The organism is Knoellia sp. 3-2P3 (genome assembly GCF_029223115.1).
Lineage (GTDB): Bacteria > Actinomycetota > Actinomycetes > Actinomycetales > Dermatophilaceae > Pedococcus_A.
Genome location: NZ_JARGZE010000002.1, coordinates 936960 through 952460 on the forward strand (window position 1 = coordinate 936960; position 15501 = coordinate 952460).

Below are 15501 nucleotides of genomic sequence, written 5' to 3' on the forward strand. Positions count from 1 at the left end.
GGCACTCCCCCGGCGGTCGGCCGAGGGATCCGGCCTCCTCCACCGACGTGTGGAGCCCGAGCAAAGGAGCTCACCGTGCAGGACGTCATCGCCCTGGGCGTGCTGGCCCTCGTCTTCCTCATCGCCACGGTGCGCTCGATCAACATGGGGGCGCTCGCCCTCGCGGCGGCCGCCGTCGTCGGCGTCGCCGTGTTCGGCGTCGAGACCGACGAGATCGTCGACGGCTTCCCCGCCTCCCTGTTCGTCATCCTCGTGGGCGTCACCTACCTGTTCGCGCTGGCCAAGAACAACGGCACGGTCGACTGGATGGTGCACGCGAGCGTGCGGGCCGTGCGCGGCCGGGTGGCCCTCATCCCGTGGGCCATGTTCGGCATCTGCGCCGTGATCGCCGGCATCGGCGCGGCGACCCCGGCCACCGTGGCGATCGTCGCGCCGGTCGCGATGGGCTTCGCCGCGCGCTACCGGATCAGCCCGGTGCTCATGGGCATGGCCATCACCCTGGGTGCCACCGGCGGCTCCTTCTCACCCATCGGCATCTTCGGCGCCATCACCAACGGCGTGGTCTCCGACAACGACCTGCCCGGCAACCCGGCGCTGCTCTTCGCCCTCTCGGTGCTCACCTGCCTGGCCATCACGATCCTCGCCTTCGTCGTCTTCGGCGGCCGCGAGCTCGTGGCGCGCGGCCGTGACGCCTCGGCGACGGCAGAGCTCTCCGAGCAGGCCGCCGGTGCCAGCAGGGCGGCGACCCGCACGGCCGTCACCGGCACCCCGGAGTCGGCGGTCGAGCGGGGCCGCCAGGGCACCGCCGTGCGCGACCGCGACGGTGTTGACGACGAGGTCGACGACGACTCGCGGCTCAACCCCGAGCGCATGCTCACCCTCGTGGGGCTGGCGTTCCTCGCCGTCACCGCCCTGCTCTTCGGGTTCGACGTCGGCTTCACCGCCATCGCGGTGGCCGTGGTGCTCACCCTGGTCTTCCCCGCCTCCGCCAAGGGCGCTGTCGACAAGGTGGCCTGGGGCACCGTGCTGCTCGTCGGCGGCATCGTCACCTACGTCAACCTGCTCCAGGAGCAGGGCACGGTCGAGTGGCTCGGCAACGAGGTCGCGGGGGTCGGAGCGCCGCTGCTGGCCGCGCTGCTCATCTGCCTCATCGGTGCGGTCGTCTCGGCCTTCGCCTCCACCACCGGCATCCTCGGCGCCCTCATCCCGCTCGCGGTGCCGTTCCTGCTCACCGGGCAGGTCGGCGCGGTGGGCCTCGTGGTGGCGCTGGCGATCTCCTCGTCGGTGGTCGACATCAGCCCCTTCTCCACCAACGGCGCCCTCTGCGTGGCCAACGCCGACGACGAGCAGCGCGACACGGTCTTCCGCCAGCTCATGGTCTGGGGCATGACCCTCGTCGTGGTGGCGCCGCTGGTCACCTGGTCGGTTCTCGTGGTGCCCGGCTGGCTCTGAGGGGCCTCAGCGGCGGCCGGGTCCTGATGCCGTCCCTGATGCCTCAGGCACGGACCTGGCCGTCGCCCTCCACGATCCACTTGGTCGTCGTGAGCTCCGGCAGGGCCATCGGCCCGCGGGCGTGCAGCTTCTGCGTCGAGATGCCGATCTCGGCGCCGAAGCCGAACTCGCCACCGTCGGTGAACCGCGTCGAGGCGTTGACCATCACGGCCGCGGCGTCGACCTCGCTGGTGAACCGCCGGGCTGCCGCGCGGTCCTCGGTGACGATGGCCTCGGTGTGCCCCGACCCGTAGGTCCGGATGTGCTCGAGTGCCTCGTCGAGGTCGTCGACGACCCGCACGGCCATCTCGAGCGCGAGGTACTCGGTCCCCCAGTCCTCGTCGGTCGCGTCCTCGTGCGCCACCCCGGCCTTCTCGGCAGCCTCGCCGGACGAGGCGTCGGTGTGGAGCCGCACGCCCGCACCACCGAGCTCGGCGAGCACCTTGGGGAGGAAGTCGTCGGCCACCGCCCGGTGCACGAGCAGCGACTCGGCCGCGTTGCAGACGCTCGGCCGGTGCGTCTTGGCGTTGACCGCGATCGCGAGCGCCTTGTCGAGGTCGGCGGCGGCGTCGACGTAGACGTGGCAGTTGCCGACGCCGGTCTCGATGACCGGCACGGTCGACTCGGTGACCACGGTCTGGATGAGCCCCGCCCCGCCCCGCGGGATGAGCAGGTCGACCAGCCCGCGGGCGGTCATCAGCGCGCGCACCGCGTCGTGGCCGCCGCCGTCGAGCAGGCTGATCGCGTCGGCCGGCAGGGCCTGGGCCTCGAGGGTCGTGCGCAGCACCGAGACCAGCGCCCGGTTGGTCGACGCGGCCGCGGACCCGCCCCGCAGGATGACGGCGTTGCCGCTCTTGAGCGCCAGGCCGGCGGCGTCGACGGTGACGTTGGGGCGCGCCTCGTAGATCATCCCGACGACACCCATGGGCACCCGCACCTGCCGGATCTCCAGGCCGTTCGGCAGCGTCGAGCCGCGCACGACCTCCCCCACCGGGTCGGGCAGCGCGGCGATGTCGCGCAGCGCCTGCGCGACCCCTGCCACCCGCGCGGCGTCGAGGGTCAGCCGGTCGAGCAGTCCCTGGGCCATGCCGCCCTCGCGGCCGCGCTGGAGGTCCTCGGCGTTGGCCGCGATGACCTGCTCGGTCGCGGCGTCGAGGGCGTCGGCCATGGCGCGCAGCGCGGCGTCCTTGTCGGCCCGGGAGAGCAGGGCGAGGCGGCGGGCGGCCACCCGGGCGGCCGTGGCCAGCTCGCGGACCTGCTCGACGGCGGCGGGGTCGATCATCGAGGGCACGGACATGCCCCAAGCGTATGCCGCGCGCCCGCCATGCGGACGTGCGTCCCGGCCCCCGGACCCTCCCTCCTCCTCCGCCGCGGAGGTGGCCGGCGGAGGTGGGGCGGGGCGCACCGGCGCGCACGCGGCATACCGGCTTTGCCACAATGCGCGGGTGAGCATCCTGTCGATCCAGTCCTCGGTCGCCTACGGCCACGTCGGCAACAGCGCGGCGGTCTTCCCGCTGCAGCGCCTCGGGGTGGAGGTGTGGCCCGTCTACACGGTGCACTTCTCCAACCACACCGGCTACGGCCAGTGGCGCGGCCCGCTGCTGCCGGCCAGCGACGTGCGCGAGGTGATCACCGGTGTCGAGGAGCGCGGGGCGTTCCCGAACGTCGACGCGGTGCTATCGGGCTACCAGGGCGGCGAGGACATCGGTGACGTCATCCTCGACGCCGTCGCCCGCGTGAAGAAGGCCAACCCCGAGGCGATCTACGCGTGCGACCCGGTGATGGGCAACGCCAAGAGCGGCTGCTTCGTGCACCCGGCGATCCCGGTGCTGCTGCGCGAGCGCGTGGTGCCGGCGGCCGACCTCATCACGCCGAACCAGTTCGAGCTCGGCTTCCTCACCGAGACCGAGCCGGAGTCCCTCGAGGACACCCTCACTGCCGTCGACAAGGCGCGCGCCATGGGCCCGCAGACGGTGCTCGTGACGAGCGTGCTGCGCCCCGACCGCCCCGAGGACACCATCGAGATGCTGGCCGTGAACGGCGACGGCGCCTGGATCGTGCAGACCCCGCAGCTGCCCCTGAAGGCCAACGGCTCCGGCGACGTGACGGCGGCGCTCTTCACCGCGCACCTGCTCTCGACCGGCAGCGCGGCCGAGGCGCTCGGCCGCACCGCCTCGAGCGTCTTCGACCTGCTCGAGAACACCCTCAGCTCAGGCGAGCGCGAGCTGCAGCTGGTGCAGTCGCAGGAGAGCATCGCGCACCCGAAGATGCAGTTCGAGGTCAGGCAGGTGCGCTGAGAGCGACCGGCTCAGAGGATGACGAGGTCGTCGCGGTGGACGACCTCCCGCTCGTAGCCGGGGCCGAGCTCGCGGGCCAGCTCGTGCGTCGTGCGACCGAGCAGGTCCGGCAGCTCCGACGACCCGTAGTTGACCAGCCCCCGGCCGATCACGGTGCCGTCGGGGCCGCACAGCTCCACGGCGTCGCCGTCCCCGAAGGCACCGACGACCTCGGTGATGCCCGCCGGCAGCAGCGACTTCCGTCGTTCGACGACCGCGCGGACGGCACCCTCGTCGAGCATGAGCCGGCCGCGGGGCGTGGTGGCGTGGGCGAGCCAGAGCTTGCGCGACGCCCGCCGTGAGCCGGTCGGGACGAAGAGGGTGCCGACGTCCTCGCCGCCCAGCGCCGCGCCGGCCTGGTCGGTGCTGGTGAGCAGGCAGGTGATGCCCGCCGAGTTGGCGATCGACGCGGCCTCGACCTTGGTCACCATGCCCCCGCTGCCGACCGACGAGCCGGTGCCGCCGATGCGCACGTGGTCGAGGCCGAGGCCGCCGACGACGAGCGGCACCCGCTGTGAGCCGGCCTGGCTCGGCGGCCCGTCGTAGAGGGCGTCGACGTCGGTGAGCAGCACGAGGGCGTCGGCGTGGGCGATGTGGGCTACCAGGGCGGCCAGCCGGTCGTTGTCGCCGAACCGGATCTCCTGGGTGGCGACGGTGTCGTTCTCGTTGACGATGGGCACGATCCCGAGCTCGAGGAGCCGGTCGATGGTGCGCTTGGCGTTGGTGTAGTGCGAGCGCCGGGTCACGTCGTCGGCGGTCAGCAGCACCTGCCCCACCGTGAGCCCATGGGCGCCGAAGGCGCGCTGGTATGCCGCGACGAGGGCCCCCTGCCCCACGCTGGCCGCCGCCTGCTGCGTCGCGAGGTCCCACGGGCGCTTGGTGAGGCCGAGGGGTGCGATGCCGGCGGCGATGGCGCCGGAGGAGACCAGCACGACCGAGGTGCCCTCGAGCCGACGCTGTGCGAGCACGTCGACGAGGGCCACCAGCCGGCGCTCGTCGAGTCCGCCGCCGTCGGGGTCGGTCAGCGACGACGAACCGACCTTGACGACCAGCCGCGAGGCCTTGGCCACGTCCTCGCGCCGCCGCGCAGGGGTCATGCGTCGTGCCTCACTCGTCGTCGTCCTCGCGGGCCGTGGCCCAGTGCCCGGCCCGGCGCTCGGCGGCCAGCTCGTCGCGCGCGGCAGACTTGGCAGCACGGCGGTCGGCGTACTCGGATCGCTTCTGCTCGCGCGTCGGGCGGCTCGCCTCCTCGAGGCGCAGGTCGGTGCCCCGGGCGCCGAGCAGCTCGGCCCCGGTGGCCATGGTCGGCTCCCAGTCGAAGACGACCGCGTTGTCCTTCGGGCCGATCAGCACGGTCGCCCCGGCAACCGCTCCGGCCTTGAACAGCGCCTCCTCGATCCCGGCGCGGCTGAGCCGGTCGGCGAGGTAGCCGACGGCCTCGTCGTTGGAGAAGTCGGTCTGGCGGACCCACCGCGTCGGGCGCTCCCCCTCGATGCGGAAGACCTCGCCGTCGGGGGTGTTCTCCCGCACCACACGGAAGCCGCTGTCGTCGACGCTCTTGGGCCGGATCACGACGCGCGGCGCCTCGACGACCTCGAACTCCTTGCGGTGCTCGGCGACGTGACGGGCCATGGCGAAGGTGAGCTCCTTCAGTCCGGTGCGTGCGACGGCGGAGACGACGAACACCTCCACCCCGCGGGCCTCGAGGTCGGGCCTGACCATCTCGGCGAGCTCGCGGGCCTCGGGCACGTCGGCCTTGTTGAGCACGACGATCCGGGTGCGCTCGGCGAGCGGCCGGCCGCCGAGGGAGTCGTCCGGCACGTACTGCGCCAGCTCCTCCTCGATGACGTCGAGGTCGGTCATCGGGTCGCGGCCCGGCTCCAGCGTCGCGCAGTCGATCACGTGCACCAGCACCGAGCAGCGCTCGACGTGGCGGAGGAACTCCAGGCCGAGGCCCTTGCCCTGGTGGGCGCCGGGGATGAGGCCGGGCACGTCGGCGATGGTGAAGCGCTCGTCACCGGCCATGACGACGCCGAGGTTGGGCACGAGCGTCGTGAACGGGTAGTCGGCGATCTTCGGCTTGGCGGCCGAGAGCACCGAGACCAGCGAGGACTTGCCCGCAGAGGGGAAGCCGATGAGCGCGACGTCGGCGAGCGACTTCAGCTCGAGCACGACGTCGAGCACGTCGCCGGGCTCGCCGAGCAGGGCGAAGCCGGGCGCCTTGCGCCGGGGCGAGGCCAGCGCCTTGTTGCCCAGGCCGCCGCGGCCGCCGCGGGCGACGACGTACTCGGCGTGCTGGCCCACGAGGTCGGCGAGCACCTCGCCGTCGGCCGCCTTGACGACGGTGCCCTCGGGCACCGGCAGCACGAGGTCGTCGCCGTCGGCGCCGTTGCGCTCGTCGCCGGCGCCGGGCTTGCCGTTGGGCGCCTTGCGGTGCGGGTGGTGGTGGTAGTCGAGCAGCGTGGTGGCCTGCGGGTCGACGCGCAGGACGACGCTGCCGCCGCGACCGCCGTTGCCACCGTCGGGACCGCCGAGCGGCTTGAACTTCTCGCGCTTGACGGAAGCCACGCCGTGGCCGCCGTCGCCGGCAGCGACGTGCAGCACGACGCGGTCGACGAAGTTGGCCATCGGTCTCTGCTCTCTGTCTGGGGGCGACCCGAGTCTAGGCCGCTGCCCCTTTATCGGGTGACCCGAGAAAGGTGCGCCTCACCCCGGGTGGCACCTCGGGTGAAGCGGCTGTTCATCGGGTGACCCGATAAAGGGTCGGGTGGGGAAAGTGCGAAGGGGGCGGGCCGCACTGGGCCCGCCCCCTCGCGAGGTTCGGTGGCCGCGGGACTGGGGCCCGCGGCATACCATCACTCCGCGGCGGCGGTCTCCGCCGGGACGATGTTCACGGTCTTGCGGCCGCGCTTGGTGCCGAACTGCACGTTGCCGGCGACCAGGGCGAACAGCGTGTCGTCGCCGCCACGGCCCACGCCGTCACCGGGGTGGAAGTGCGTGCCGCGCTGACGGACGAGGATCTCGCCCGCGTTGACCAGCTGGCCGCCGAAGCGCTTGACGCCGAGTCGCTGTGCGTTGCTGTCACGACCGTTGCGGGTCGAGGACGCACCCTTCTTGTGTGCCATGTCAGTTCCTGCCTTGTCTTAAGTCTGACGGTCTAACGAAGTCTGGTGGGCGGGAGGCTCAGGCCTCGATCGCGGTGACCTTGACCTGGGTCAGGTGCTGACGGTGGCCCTGGCGCTTCTTGTAGCCGGTCTTGTTCTTGTACTTCATGATCGTGATCTTCGGGCCCTTGGCGGGCTTGACGACCTCGGCGGTGACCTTCACCTTGGCGAGCTTGTCGGCGTCGCTGGTGATGGTGGAGCCATCGACCACGAGAAGCGGCGTGAGGTCAACGGTGTCGCCGGCCTGGGCGGAAACCTTGTCGATGATGAGGACGTCGCCGACCGACACCTTTTCCTGTCGGCCACCAGCGCGAACAATCGCGTACACAGTTGATCTCACTTTCGTCTTTCGAAGGGCACGCGCTCTCTGTCTGGACCGTCCGATAGCTACCCGCTGACGCGGACATCGGGAGCGGTGGGCGCACCGAGGGTCAAGAGTACCGGGTGGCCGCCCGCTCTCCAAAACCGAGCGGGCGGCATACCGGCAGGTCAGGCGGTGGGCGCGGGAGCCGCGCCGCCCTCCTCGCCTGCGGGCGACGACACGGACGCGCGGGGCGGGCCGGCCGGGGCCACCACCCGTCCGCGCTTGCGGCGCCGGGGGGCGGCCGGCTCGGGCGCTGCGGGCGGCGCCGCCGGGGCCTCGTGGACCGGGGCCGCGGGTGCCGCCTCGGGCTCAGGTCCCGCCTCGGCGGGCTCGGGTGCGGCCTGCGCCCGGGCCGGTGCCGGCTGCTGCTCCTCGGGCTCGGTCTCGTGGACCTCGAGCACGGGCTGGTCCTGCGCCGCCGCCTCGGAGCCGTCGGCCTCGAGGGCCACCCCGGCACTCTTGAGCGCGGCAGCGTGGGCGGCCGCGGCGATCTGCGCCGGCGTCGGGCCGGTCGGGGTCGGCGGGACCTGCTGCTCCTCGGCCTCGCGGCCGCCGGACCTGCCCTTGCGGCTGCGGGAGCGGGCGGCGCCGCCGCCGTTGCCGGCGGACTCACCGCCGCCGGCGGCCCGCTCGACGGGCTCGGCGTGGACGATGATGCCGCGGCCGTTGCAGTGGTCGCAGGTCTCGGAGAACACCTCGATGAGGCCGCTGCCGACCCGCTTGCGGGTCATCTGCACCAGCCCGAGCGAGGTCACCTCGGCCACCTGGTGCTTGGTCCGGTCCCGGCCGAGGCACTCGAGGAGCCGGCGCACCACGAGGTCGCGGTTGGACTCGAGCACCATGTCGATGAAGTCGATGACGATGATGCCGCCGATGTCGCGCAGCCGGAGCTGGCGCACGATCTCCTCGGCTGCCTCGATGTTGTTCTTGGTGACCGTCTCCTCGAGGTTGCCCCCCGAGCCGACGAACTTGCCGGTGTTGACGTCGATGACGGTCATCGCCTCGGTGCGGTCGATGACCAGGGAGCCGCCGGAGGGGAGCCAGACCTTGCGGTCCATCGCCTTGGAGATCTGCTCGTCGACCCGGTAGTGGCTGAAGAGGTCCTCCTCGGAGGTCCACTTCTTCAGGCGGCCGGCGAGGTCGGGCGCGACGTCGCCGAGGTACTCGCTGACCTCCTGCCAGGCCTGGTCGCCGGCGACGACCAGGGAGGTGAAGTCCTCGTTGAAGACGTCGCGGATGACGCGCACCGTGAGGTCGGGCTCGCCGTGGACGAGCGCCGGCGCGCCACCGGACTTGGCCTTCGCGCCGGACTTGGCGTCGGCCTTGGACTTGATGCGCTCCCAGGTCTTGGTCAGGCGCTCGACGTCGGCCCGCAGCTCCTCCTCGCTCGCCCCCTCGGCGGCGGTGCGCACGATGACGCCCGCGCTCTCGGGCACGACCTCCTTGAGGATCTGCTTGAGGCGGGCGCGCTCGGTGTCGGGGAGCTTGCGGGAGATGCCCGTCATGTTCCCCTCGGGGACGTAGACGAGGTAGCGGCCCGGCAGCGAGATCTGGCTGGTCAGGCGGGCGCCCTTGTGGCCGATCGGGTCCTTGGTGACCTGCACCAGCACGGTGTCGCCCGACTTGAGCGCGTTCTCGATGCGCTTGGGCTGGTTGGCCTCGAGGCCCGCGGCGTCCCAGTTGACCTCGCCGGCGTAGAGCACGGCGTTGCGGCCCTTGCCGATGTCGACGAAGGCCGCCTCCATCGAGGGCAGCACGTTCTGCACGCGGCCGAGGTAGACGTTGCCGGCCATCGACACGTTGGTCTCGCGCGAGACGTAGTGCTCGACGAGCACGTCGTCCTCGAGGACGCCGATCTGCGTCCTGCCGTCCCGCTCGCGCACGACCATGGTGCGCTCGACGCTCTCGCGCCGGGCGAGGAACTCGGCCTCGGTGATGATGGTGCGTCGACGCCCGGCCTCGCGGCCCTCGCGGCGGCGCTGCTTCTTCGCCTCGAGCCGGGTGGAGCCCTTGAGCGAGGTGGGCTCTTCGCGCTCCTTGCGCGGCTCGCGCACCTTGGTGACGACGCCGGGCTCGGCCTCGCCCTCGGCGGCGCCTCCGCTGCGGCGGCGCCGGCGGGTGCGGCGGCGGCTCGTGCCACCCTCGCCCTCAGCACCCTCCTCGGCGCCCTCGCCCCCGGCCTCGGCCTCCTCGGCCGGAGCCTCCTGGCCCGCCTCGGGTGCCTGCTGCCTGTCGGCCTCGGCCGACTCCTCCCCCTCGGCAGCCCCACGACCCCGGCGTCCCTTGCCGCCGCGGTTGCGGCGACGACGGCCGCGGCCGCCCTCGGTGGCCTCCTCCTCGGCGGGCTGCTCAGCCTGCTCGCCCTCGTCGGCCGAGGTCTCGCCGCCCTGCGGCTCCTCGACCTCGGGCTGGGCCTTGCGCGCTCGGCGTCGCGACGGGACCGCCGGCGTCTCCGGCGCCTTGAACAGCACCCCGAGGCTCGGGACGGCCGAGGCGCCAGCGGCTGCCTCCCGGGCGTCGGTCTCCTCGGGCTGCTCGGGCTGCTCGGGCTGCTCGGCCTCTTCCTCGAGGGCCTCCTCGAGCGGGGGCACCTCGGCGCCGGCCGGCTCGACCGTCGCCTCGACGGTTGTCTCGACGGTTTCCTCGACCCTGCCCTCGACCTCGGGAGCGGCCTTCTTGGCGGACTTGCGCGCCGTCTTCTTGGCCGCCCTCTTCCTGGCGGGCTTGGCGGGCTTGTCGTCGGCGGAGCCCTCGTCCGCGGGCTTGTCGTCGGCCAGCCGGTCGACCGGCTGGTCGGTCGCGGGAGCCTCGTCGGCCGGCTTCTCGTCGGCCGGCTTCGCGTCGGTGGCCTGCGACTCGGCGGACTGCGACGGGGCGGGTGCGGCCGCCTTCTTGGTGGCCCGTCGCGGAGCCCGCTTGCGGGCCGGGGCCGGGGCGGCTGCGGCAGCGGAGTCGGTGGCGGGGGCCGGCGCCGCCGCGGCGGTCTCGCCCTCGGCGGAGCCCTGCGGAGCCTGGAAGAGGTCTTCGGTGGATGCCATCGTGGCGTCCTCTCGTCACCCACGGGGTGAGGGCCACACCCGAGAGGCCGAGGCCGCTCCGATCAGCACCGTGGTGCGTGGGTTGTGCGCCGTCTCGCCTGCGGGTGCCTGCGACACGGAAGTCGTTGGTTGCCCCTGGCTGGCTCGCGCGGGCCGCGCGTCACCGGTCAGGTGCCGGCGCCGTCCTTGTCGGCAGCCAGTGGGTCGGCCACCCCAGCGGTTGCGGTCTGCAGCGGGCCCTGCGCCAGCCGGGTCACCAGGGGTGGTGTCGGCGGCGCGAACTCCGTGACTGCTCGCAGCGCGGTCAGAACGTCGTCGGGGCGTACGGCAGGTGTGGTGTGCCGGACGACCAACCGCAGTATCGCACACCCGGGCCGCTCCGAGGCCTCAGCGGACAGCGACACGACGGCGCCGCGCACGTCGAAGGTCTTCGGCCCCGTCTTGAACATGCGGGTCACCTCGGCCCGCTCCTGTGCCAGCAGGGCCGCCGCCGCCCGCTCGAGCTCGGCCAGCGGCACGTCGGTGAACTCCATGACCCAGTCGCTGGCCTGGAGCCGGTCGGCGAGCGAGCCGGCTGAGGCCCGGACCACCTCGAGCACGTCGAGGCCGTCGGGGAGCGCCTCGTCGAGGGCGGCCCGCACCGACTCGGGGTCGACCCGCTCGGTCACGGAGATCTCGAAGTACTCCGCCTCGCTCGCGGTGCCGGTCGGGGCGGCGTTGGCGTAGGAGACCTTCGGGTGCGGGTGGAAGCCGGCCGAGTACGCCATCGGCACCCCGGCGCGGCGCAGCGCCCGCTCGAGCGCGCGCTGGAAGTCCCTCGTGGAGGAGAACCGCAGGCGCCCCCGCTTGGCGTAGCGCACCCGCAGCTTCTGCACGGCGGGCGCGGGGGGCGGTCCTTCTGGGGTGCGCTGGCGGGCCATGGAGGACAAGCCTAGGAGGTATGCCGCCGTGCCCGGCCCGCGGGCGGTGACGGCGTCACTGGTGCCGCCGAGGCATCAGTGACGCAGCGCGCGGAGCAGGGCAGGCAGACCATCCCCCGACACCCCGCCGGAATGCGGAATCAGTGGTTCATAGGGCCTCTGGGTGCCGAGATCATCCGTGAGATGGCCCTGTCGCTGATGACATCGGCGCACTAGCCTTCCGTCATGGCGTCCCTCGACCGCACCCGGCTGGCCTCCCTCCTCGAAGCCGAGCAGGCGGCATACACGAAGAACCACCCTCGCAGCCGCGCCCTCTTCGAGGAGGCGGGCAACCTCTTCGGCCGCGTGCCGATGACCTGGATGAACATGTGGACCGGCGGGTTCCCGCTCTACCTCGACCACGCCAAGGGCAACCGCGTCACCGACGTCGAGGGCCACACCTACGTCGACTTCGCCCTCGGCGACACCGGCGCTATGGCGGGCCACTCCCCCGCGCCGACGGTCGCGGCGGTGCAGCGCCGCATGGGCGAGCTCGGCGGGATCACCACGATGCTGCCCACCGAGGACGCCCAGTGGGTGGGGGCCGAGCTGACCCGGCGCTTCGGCATGCCGCTGTGGTCGTTCACCCTCAGCGCCACCGACGCCAACCGCTGGGCGATCCGCCTGGCCCGGCTGGCCACCGGCCGGCCCAAGGTCCTCGTCTTCGCCTACTGCTACCACGGCTCCGTGGACGAGGCCTTCGCCCTGCCGGGGCCCGAGGGCAAGACCGAGAGCAGGCCCGGCAACGTGGCCCCGCCGGTCGACCTCGACCTGACGACCCGCGCCGTCACCTGGAACGACCTCGAGGCCGTCGAGGCGGCCCTCGCGCACGGCGACGTGGCCGCCATCCTCACCGAGCCGGCCCTGACCAACATCGGCATCGTGCTGCCCGAGCCCGGCTTCATGGAGGGGCTGCGCGAGCTGGCCACGAAGTACGGCGCGCTGCTGATGATCGACGAGACCCACACCTTCTCCACCGGCTGGGGCGGCGCCACCCGCGCGTGGGGCCTGCAGCCCGACATCTTCGTCATCGGCAAGTCCATCGGAGGTGGCATCCCGTCCGGCGCCTACGGCATCACCGAGGAGGTCGCCGGCGCGATCACCCGGCACACCGAGGCGGGCGAGGCCGACATCGTCGACGTGGGCGGCGTCGGCGGCACGCTGGCCGGCAACGCCCTGTCGACCGCCGCCATGCGAGCCACCCTCGGCGAGGTGCTGACGCAGGACGCGTTCGAGCGCATGACGGCGCTGGCCACCGATTTCACCGCGGGCGTGCAGGCGACCCTCGACGAGCTCGACGTGCCGTGGTCGATCAGCCAGCTCGGCGCGCGGGCGGAGTACCGCTTCGCACGCCCCGCGCCCACGACGGGCGAGGCCTCTGCGGCCGCCGCCGACGACCAGCTCGACGCCTACATGCACCTGGCCATGGTCAACCGCGGCATCCTCATGACGCCGTTCCACAACATGGCCCTCATGTGCCCCGAGACCTCCCGCGAGGACGTCGACCGGCACACCGCGGCCTTCCGTGAGGTCGTCGCCGCCCTTTTCGCGTAGCAGTCACTTTCGCGTAGCCCGGCGGTGGGTCACGCTGCCGCGGGGCTAGGACGTCTGCCCGACGAGAGCGCCGGGCGTCCGGCGTAGCGTCGAGCGCTGGGCCACTTCACCAGGGAAGCGGCCTTGCCAGGACAGGAGGGCGGACGTGTTCATCCAGATCATCCAGGGAAAGTGCCGCGACGAGGAGCGGCTGCACCGCCTGACCGACGAGTGGCGCGAGACGCTGGGTCCGACGGCGGAGGGCTGGCTGGGCGGCACCTACGGCGTCACGGACGAGGGCGAGTTCGTCGGCGTGGTGCGCTTCGAGTCCAAGGAGACCGCGATGCGCAACTCGACCAGACCCGAGCAGGGCGAGTGGTGGCAGAAGATGCAGGAGTGCTTCGACGGCGACGTGACCTTCCACGACTGCGACGACGCGACCATCTGGATGCAGGGCGGGTCGGACGACGCCGGCTTCGTGCAGGTCATCCAGGGGCGCGTGACCGACCCCGAGCGGCTCCGTCGCATGTTGGAGCAGCCGATGGACACCCTCCACGAGCAGCGCCCGGAGATCATCGGCGGCACCCTCGCGATGCAGCCGGACGGCTGGTTCACCGAGACGGTGGCGTTCCGCTCCGAGGCCGAGGCCCGCGAGGGCGAGCGCAAGGAGATGCCCGAGGAGGTGCGTCGGGAGATGGAGCAGGAGATGTCGATCATGCAGGACGTCTCCTACAAGGACCTCCACCACCCCTGGTTCGCCAGCCGCAGGGGCTGACTACCGCCGTGTGCCGGGTGGTCACCGCGTCCTGGCCACCCGGCACACATCGGCGTCAGCGGTGGCGCGGGCCCAGCGGTGGCGCCGGGAAGGGCTCGTAGCAGTCGTAGGTCTCGTGGCGGGAGACCAGCCCGTCGCGCACCGTGAAGAAGCCGGCCAGGTGGGCGGTCAGGCGCGTGCCGGCGGCCAGCGCACCGGCGTCGTGGCGCACCACGCCGGTCCAGGTCGACTGCACCGCCACCCGGTCACCCTCGACCAGCACGCCCTGCACGTCGATCTGCTGCTCGGAGAGCAGGTCCTTGCCGGCGAGGAAGCCGGCCACCATGCCGTCACGGCCGTGGGTGCGGCCGTGGGGTGACATGGGGCTCGGGTGCTCGACGAAGACCACGTCGGGGTGGAGCACGGCGAGCAGGTCGTCCTGTGTCGAGCCGAGGTCGGCGACGACGTCGAGGTAGGCACGGACGGCCGCTTCAGGGCTCCTGCCCGGGGTCGTGCTCACCTCTCCACGATATCGACGGTCGGTTCGGCGTGGCGGCGGGTTTCGTCACGCAGGTGCGAGGTCTTCCAGTTCGCGACGAGCACGAAGGAGACCACCACCAGGAGAGCCCACGACCCGAACTTGCCGACGTGGACCATCGACCAGCCGTCGGCCTGGTCCGGGTACCGGTAGGCCTCGAAGACCGTGGAGATGTTCTCGGCCAGCCACAGGAAGAAGCCGATGAGCACGAAGGACAGGGCCAGCGGCATCCGGTAGCGGCTCGGCCCCACGGTGTAGTGGACCCAGGTGCCCCACGTGGCGGCGAGCAGAAGCACGGCCAGCACGACACGCGCGTCGGGCAGGAAGTGGTGGGTCAGGAAGTTGGCGTAGATCGCCACCGCCAGCACGGCGGTCGGCCACGGCCGGTAGCGGGTCAGCCGCAGGCCCATCAGCCGCCAGGCCCGCGCGATGTAGGAGCCGACCGCGGCATACATGAAACCGCTGTAGAGCGGGACCCCCGCGAGCTTCGTGACCGCGTCCTCGGGGTAGGCCCACGAGCCGAGCCGCACCTTCAGAACCTCGAACACCAGGCCGACCAGGTGGAAGGCCAGCGTGCCGAGCACCTCACGCCCCGTCTCCAGCCGCAGCGCCCAGAAGGCCAGGGTCGCGACGACGCCGTAGACGAGCAGGGCGTCGTAGCGCGCGATCGGCAGCGGCACCACGGTCGAGAGGGCCAGCCCCGCGAAGATGACGACCGCGAACGCGCACGCGCGGGCCTCGAGCCACGCGAACCGCAGCAGCTGGGCGATGCCGTGCCCCACCCGGTGGCGGGTCACAGGTCGAGCCGCAGCAGGTTGTCGGCCGGGGCGAAGCCCAGCCCACGGTAGAGCGGTAGGGACACCTCGCTCGGGTTGAGCACGATCCGCAGCATCCGCGCCTCCCGGGCCCAGGCGACGACGCTCTCCATGAGCAGGCGCCCCACCCCGCACCGTCGGTGGGCCGGGTCCACCCAGACGTTGGCGACATAGGCCCAGTGCACGTCGGGCACCTCCGGCCGCGGCATCCGCGTGAACACCGCGAGGTTGGCCATGCCCACCGACGCCCCTGCGGCGTCCCGGACCACCCACGCCCGGCGGTGGCCCGACTGCTGGTCCCACCACTGCTGCATGCGGTCGGTGAAGTCATCGAGGGCAGCGTCGTCGGTGGCACGCAACCCGTGCTCTGCTGACCACGCCAGCCGCATCCGGGTCAGGTCGCCGACGTCGCCCTCGCCCGCCTCGACGACCCGGTAGGCAGCCTGCTCCCCGTCCATGGCCAGCCACCCTAGACGCCTCCCGCACGCGGTCGTCGTCGAGCAACACCG

The 15501-nt window shown here is 72.6% G+C and carries 14 protein-coding genes; 4 read left to right on the forward strand and 10 right to left on the reverse strand.

The genetic code is table 11. The features are described 5' to 3' along the window. Positions 1–75 precede the first annotated feature (75 nt). On the forward strand, positions 76–1452 hold the full coding sequence (locus P0Y31_RS09845) for an SLC13 family permease (protein ID WP_275868735.1): 1377 nt from the start codon (positions 76–78) through the stop codon (positions 1450–1452). A gap of 43 nt (positions 1453–1495) precedes the next feature. Here the strand turns inward: P0Y31_RS09845 and P0Y31_RS09850 are convergent, their stop codons facing one another. After that, complete coding sequence (locus P0Y31_RS09850) at positions 1496–2788, reverse strand: glutamate-5-semialdehyde dehydrogenase (protein ID WP_275868737.1); 1293 nt, start codon at positions 2786–2788, stop codon at positions 1496–1498. 148 nt (positions 2789–2936) lie between these two features. On the opposite strand from P0Y31_RS09850, the gene pdxY reads away from it, so the two are divergent. Beyond that, positions 2937–3788 carry a pyridoxal kinase PdxY gene (gene pdxY, locus P0Y31_RS09855; protein ID WP_275868739.1) on the forward strand — a complete coding sequence of 284 codons (852 nt, stop codon included), beginning with the start codon at positions 2937–2939 and terminating at the stop codon, positions 3786–3788. 11 nt (positions 3789–3799) lie between these two features. Here pdxY and proB read toward each other — a convergent pair whose 3' ends face one another. The 6 genes from proB to P0Y31_RS09885 all read right to left on the reverse strand — a co-directional run bounded on the left by proB (position 3800) and on the right by P0Y31_RS09885 (position 11313). Further along, positions 3800–4924: a glutamate 5-kinase gene (gene proB, locus P0Y31_RS09860; protein ID WP_275803906.1), complete on the reverse strand. Its 1125-nt coding sequence runs from the start codon at positions 4922–4924 to the stop codon at positions 3800–3802. Between the two features lie 10 nt (positions 4925–4934). Then, the gene (gene obgE, locus P0Y31_RS09865) at positions 4935–6455 is read right to left on the reverse strand and encodes a GTPase ObgE (protein ID WP_275868741.1); all 1521 of its coding nucleotides are present in this window, start codon (positions 6453–6455) and stop codon (positions 4935–4937) included. A 227-nt stretch (positions 6456–6682) separates the two neighbouring features. After that, positions 6683–6952, reverse strand: coding sequence for a 50S ribosomal protein L27 (gene rpmA, locus P0Y31_RS09870; protein ID WP_275868743.1), 270 nt, complete (start codon positions 6950–6952; stop codon positions 6683–6685). Positions 6953–7010: 58 nt separating this feature from the next. After that, a complete protein-coding gene (gene rplU / locus P0Y31_RS09875; protein WP_091755432.1) occupies positions 7011–7319 on the reverse strand; it encodes a 50S ribosomal protein L21 in 309 nt (102 codons plus the stop codon). 161 nt (positions 7320–7480) lie between these two features. Next, positions 7481–10393: an Rne/Rng family ribonuclease gene (locus P0Y31_RS09880; RefSeq protein WP_275868745.1), complete on the reverse strand. Its 2913-nt coding sequence runs from the start codon at positions 10391–10393 to the stop codon at positions 7481–7483. A 167-nt stretch (positions 10394–10560) separates the two neighbouring features. Then, positions 10561–11313 carry a TIGR03936 family radical SAM-associated protein gene (locus tag P0Y31_RS09885; RefSeq protein WP_275868747.1) on the reverse strand — a complete coding sequence of 251 codons (753 nt, stop codon included), beginning with the start codon at positions 11311–11313 and terminating at the stop codon, positions 10561–10563. A gap of 225 nt (positions 11314–11538) precedes the next feature. Here P0Y31_RS09885 and P0Y31_RS09890 point away from each other — a divergent pair, with 225 nt between their 5' ends. After that, positions 11539–12906, forward strand: coding sequence for a transaminase (locus P0Y31_RS09890; protein ID WP_275868749.1), 1368 nt, complete (start codon positions 11539–11541; stop codon positions 12904–12906). A 145-nt stretch (positions 12907–13051) separates the two neighbouring features. After that, a complete protein-coding gene (locus P0Y31_RS09895; protein ID WP_275868750.1) occupies positions 13052–13660 on the forward strand; it encodes a hypothetical protein in 609 nt (202 codons plus the stop codon). A 55-nt stretch (positions 13661–13715) separates the two neighbouring features. Here the strand turns inward: P0Y31_RS09895 and P0Y31_RS09900 are convergent, their stop codons facing one another. The 3 genes from P0Y31_RS09900 to P0Y31_RS09910 are packed head-to-tail and all read right to left on the reverse strand — an operon-like array spanning position 13716 to position 15450. Beyond that, positions 13716–14159: a nuclear transport factor 2 family protein gene (locus P0Y31_RS09900; protein WP_275868752.1), complete on the reverse strand. Its 444-nt coding sequence runs from the start codon at positions 14157–14159 to the stop codon at positions 13716–13718. Further along, complete coding sequence (locus tag P0Y31_RS09905) at positions 14156–14974, reverse strand: DUF817 domain-containing protein (protein WP_275868754.1); 819 nt, start codon at positions 14972–14974, stop codon at positions 14156–14158. The genes P0Y31_RS09900 and P0Y31_RS09905 overlap by 4 nt, the downstream gene beginning before the upstream one ends. Beyond that, positions 14971–15450 carry a GNAT family N-acetyltransferase gene (locus P0Y31_RS09910; protein WP_275868756.1) on the reverse strand — a complete coding sequence of 160 codons (480 nt, stop codon included), beginning with the start codon at positions 15448–15450 and terminating at the stop codon, positions 14971–14973. The genes P0Y31_RS09905 and P0Y31_RS09910 overlap by 4 nt, the downstream gene beginning before the upstream one ends. Between the last annotated feature and the right edge of the window lie 51 nt (positions 15451–15501).

Excerpts from the sequence above, each read along its gene's own strand:
- P0Y31_RS09850 (WP_275868737.1), bottom strand. The coding sequence starts at position 2,788 with ATGTCCGTGCCCTCGATGATCGACCCCGCCGCCGTCGAGCAGGTCCGC.
- proB (WP_275803906.1), bottom strand. The coding sequence starts at position 4,924 with ATGACCCCTGCGCGGCGGCGCGAGGACGTGGCCAAGGCCTCGCGGCTG.
- obgE (WP_275868741.1), bottom strand. The coding sequence starts at position 6,455 with ATGGCCAACTTCGTCGACCGCGTCGTGCTGCACGTCGCTGCCGGCGAC.
- rpmA (WP_275868743.1), bottom strand. The coding sequence starts at position 6,952 with ATGGCACACAAGAAGGGTGCGTCCTCGACCCGCAACGGTCGTGACAGC.
- P0Y31_RS09880 (WP_275868745.1), bottom strand. The coding sequence starts at position 10,393 with ATGGCATCCACCGAAGACCTCTTCCAGGCTCCGCAGGGCTCCGCCGAG.
- P0Y31_RS09885 (WP_275868747.1), bottom strand. The coding sequence starts at position 11,313 with ATGGCCCGCCAGCGCACCCCAGAAGGACCGCCCCCCGCGCCCGCCGTG.
- P0Y31_RS09890 (WP_275868749.1), top strand. The coding sequence starts at position 11,539 with ATGGCGTCCCTCGACCGCACCCGGCTGGCCTCCCTCCTCGAAGCCGAG.
- P0Y31_RS09910 (WP_275868756.1), bottom strand. The coding sequence starts at position 15,450 with ATGGACGGGGAGCAGGCTGCCTACCGGGTCGTCGAGGCGGGCGAGGGC.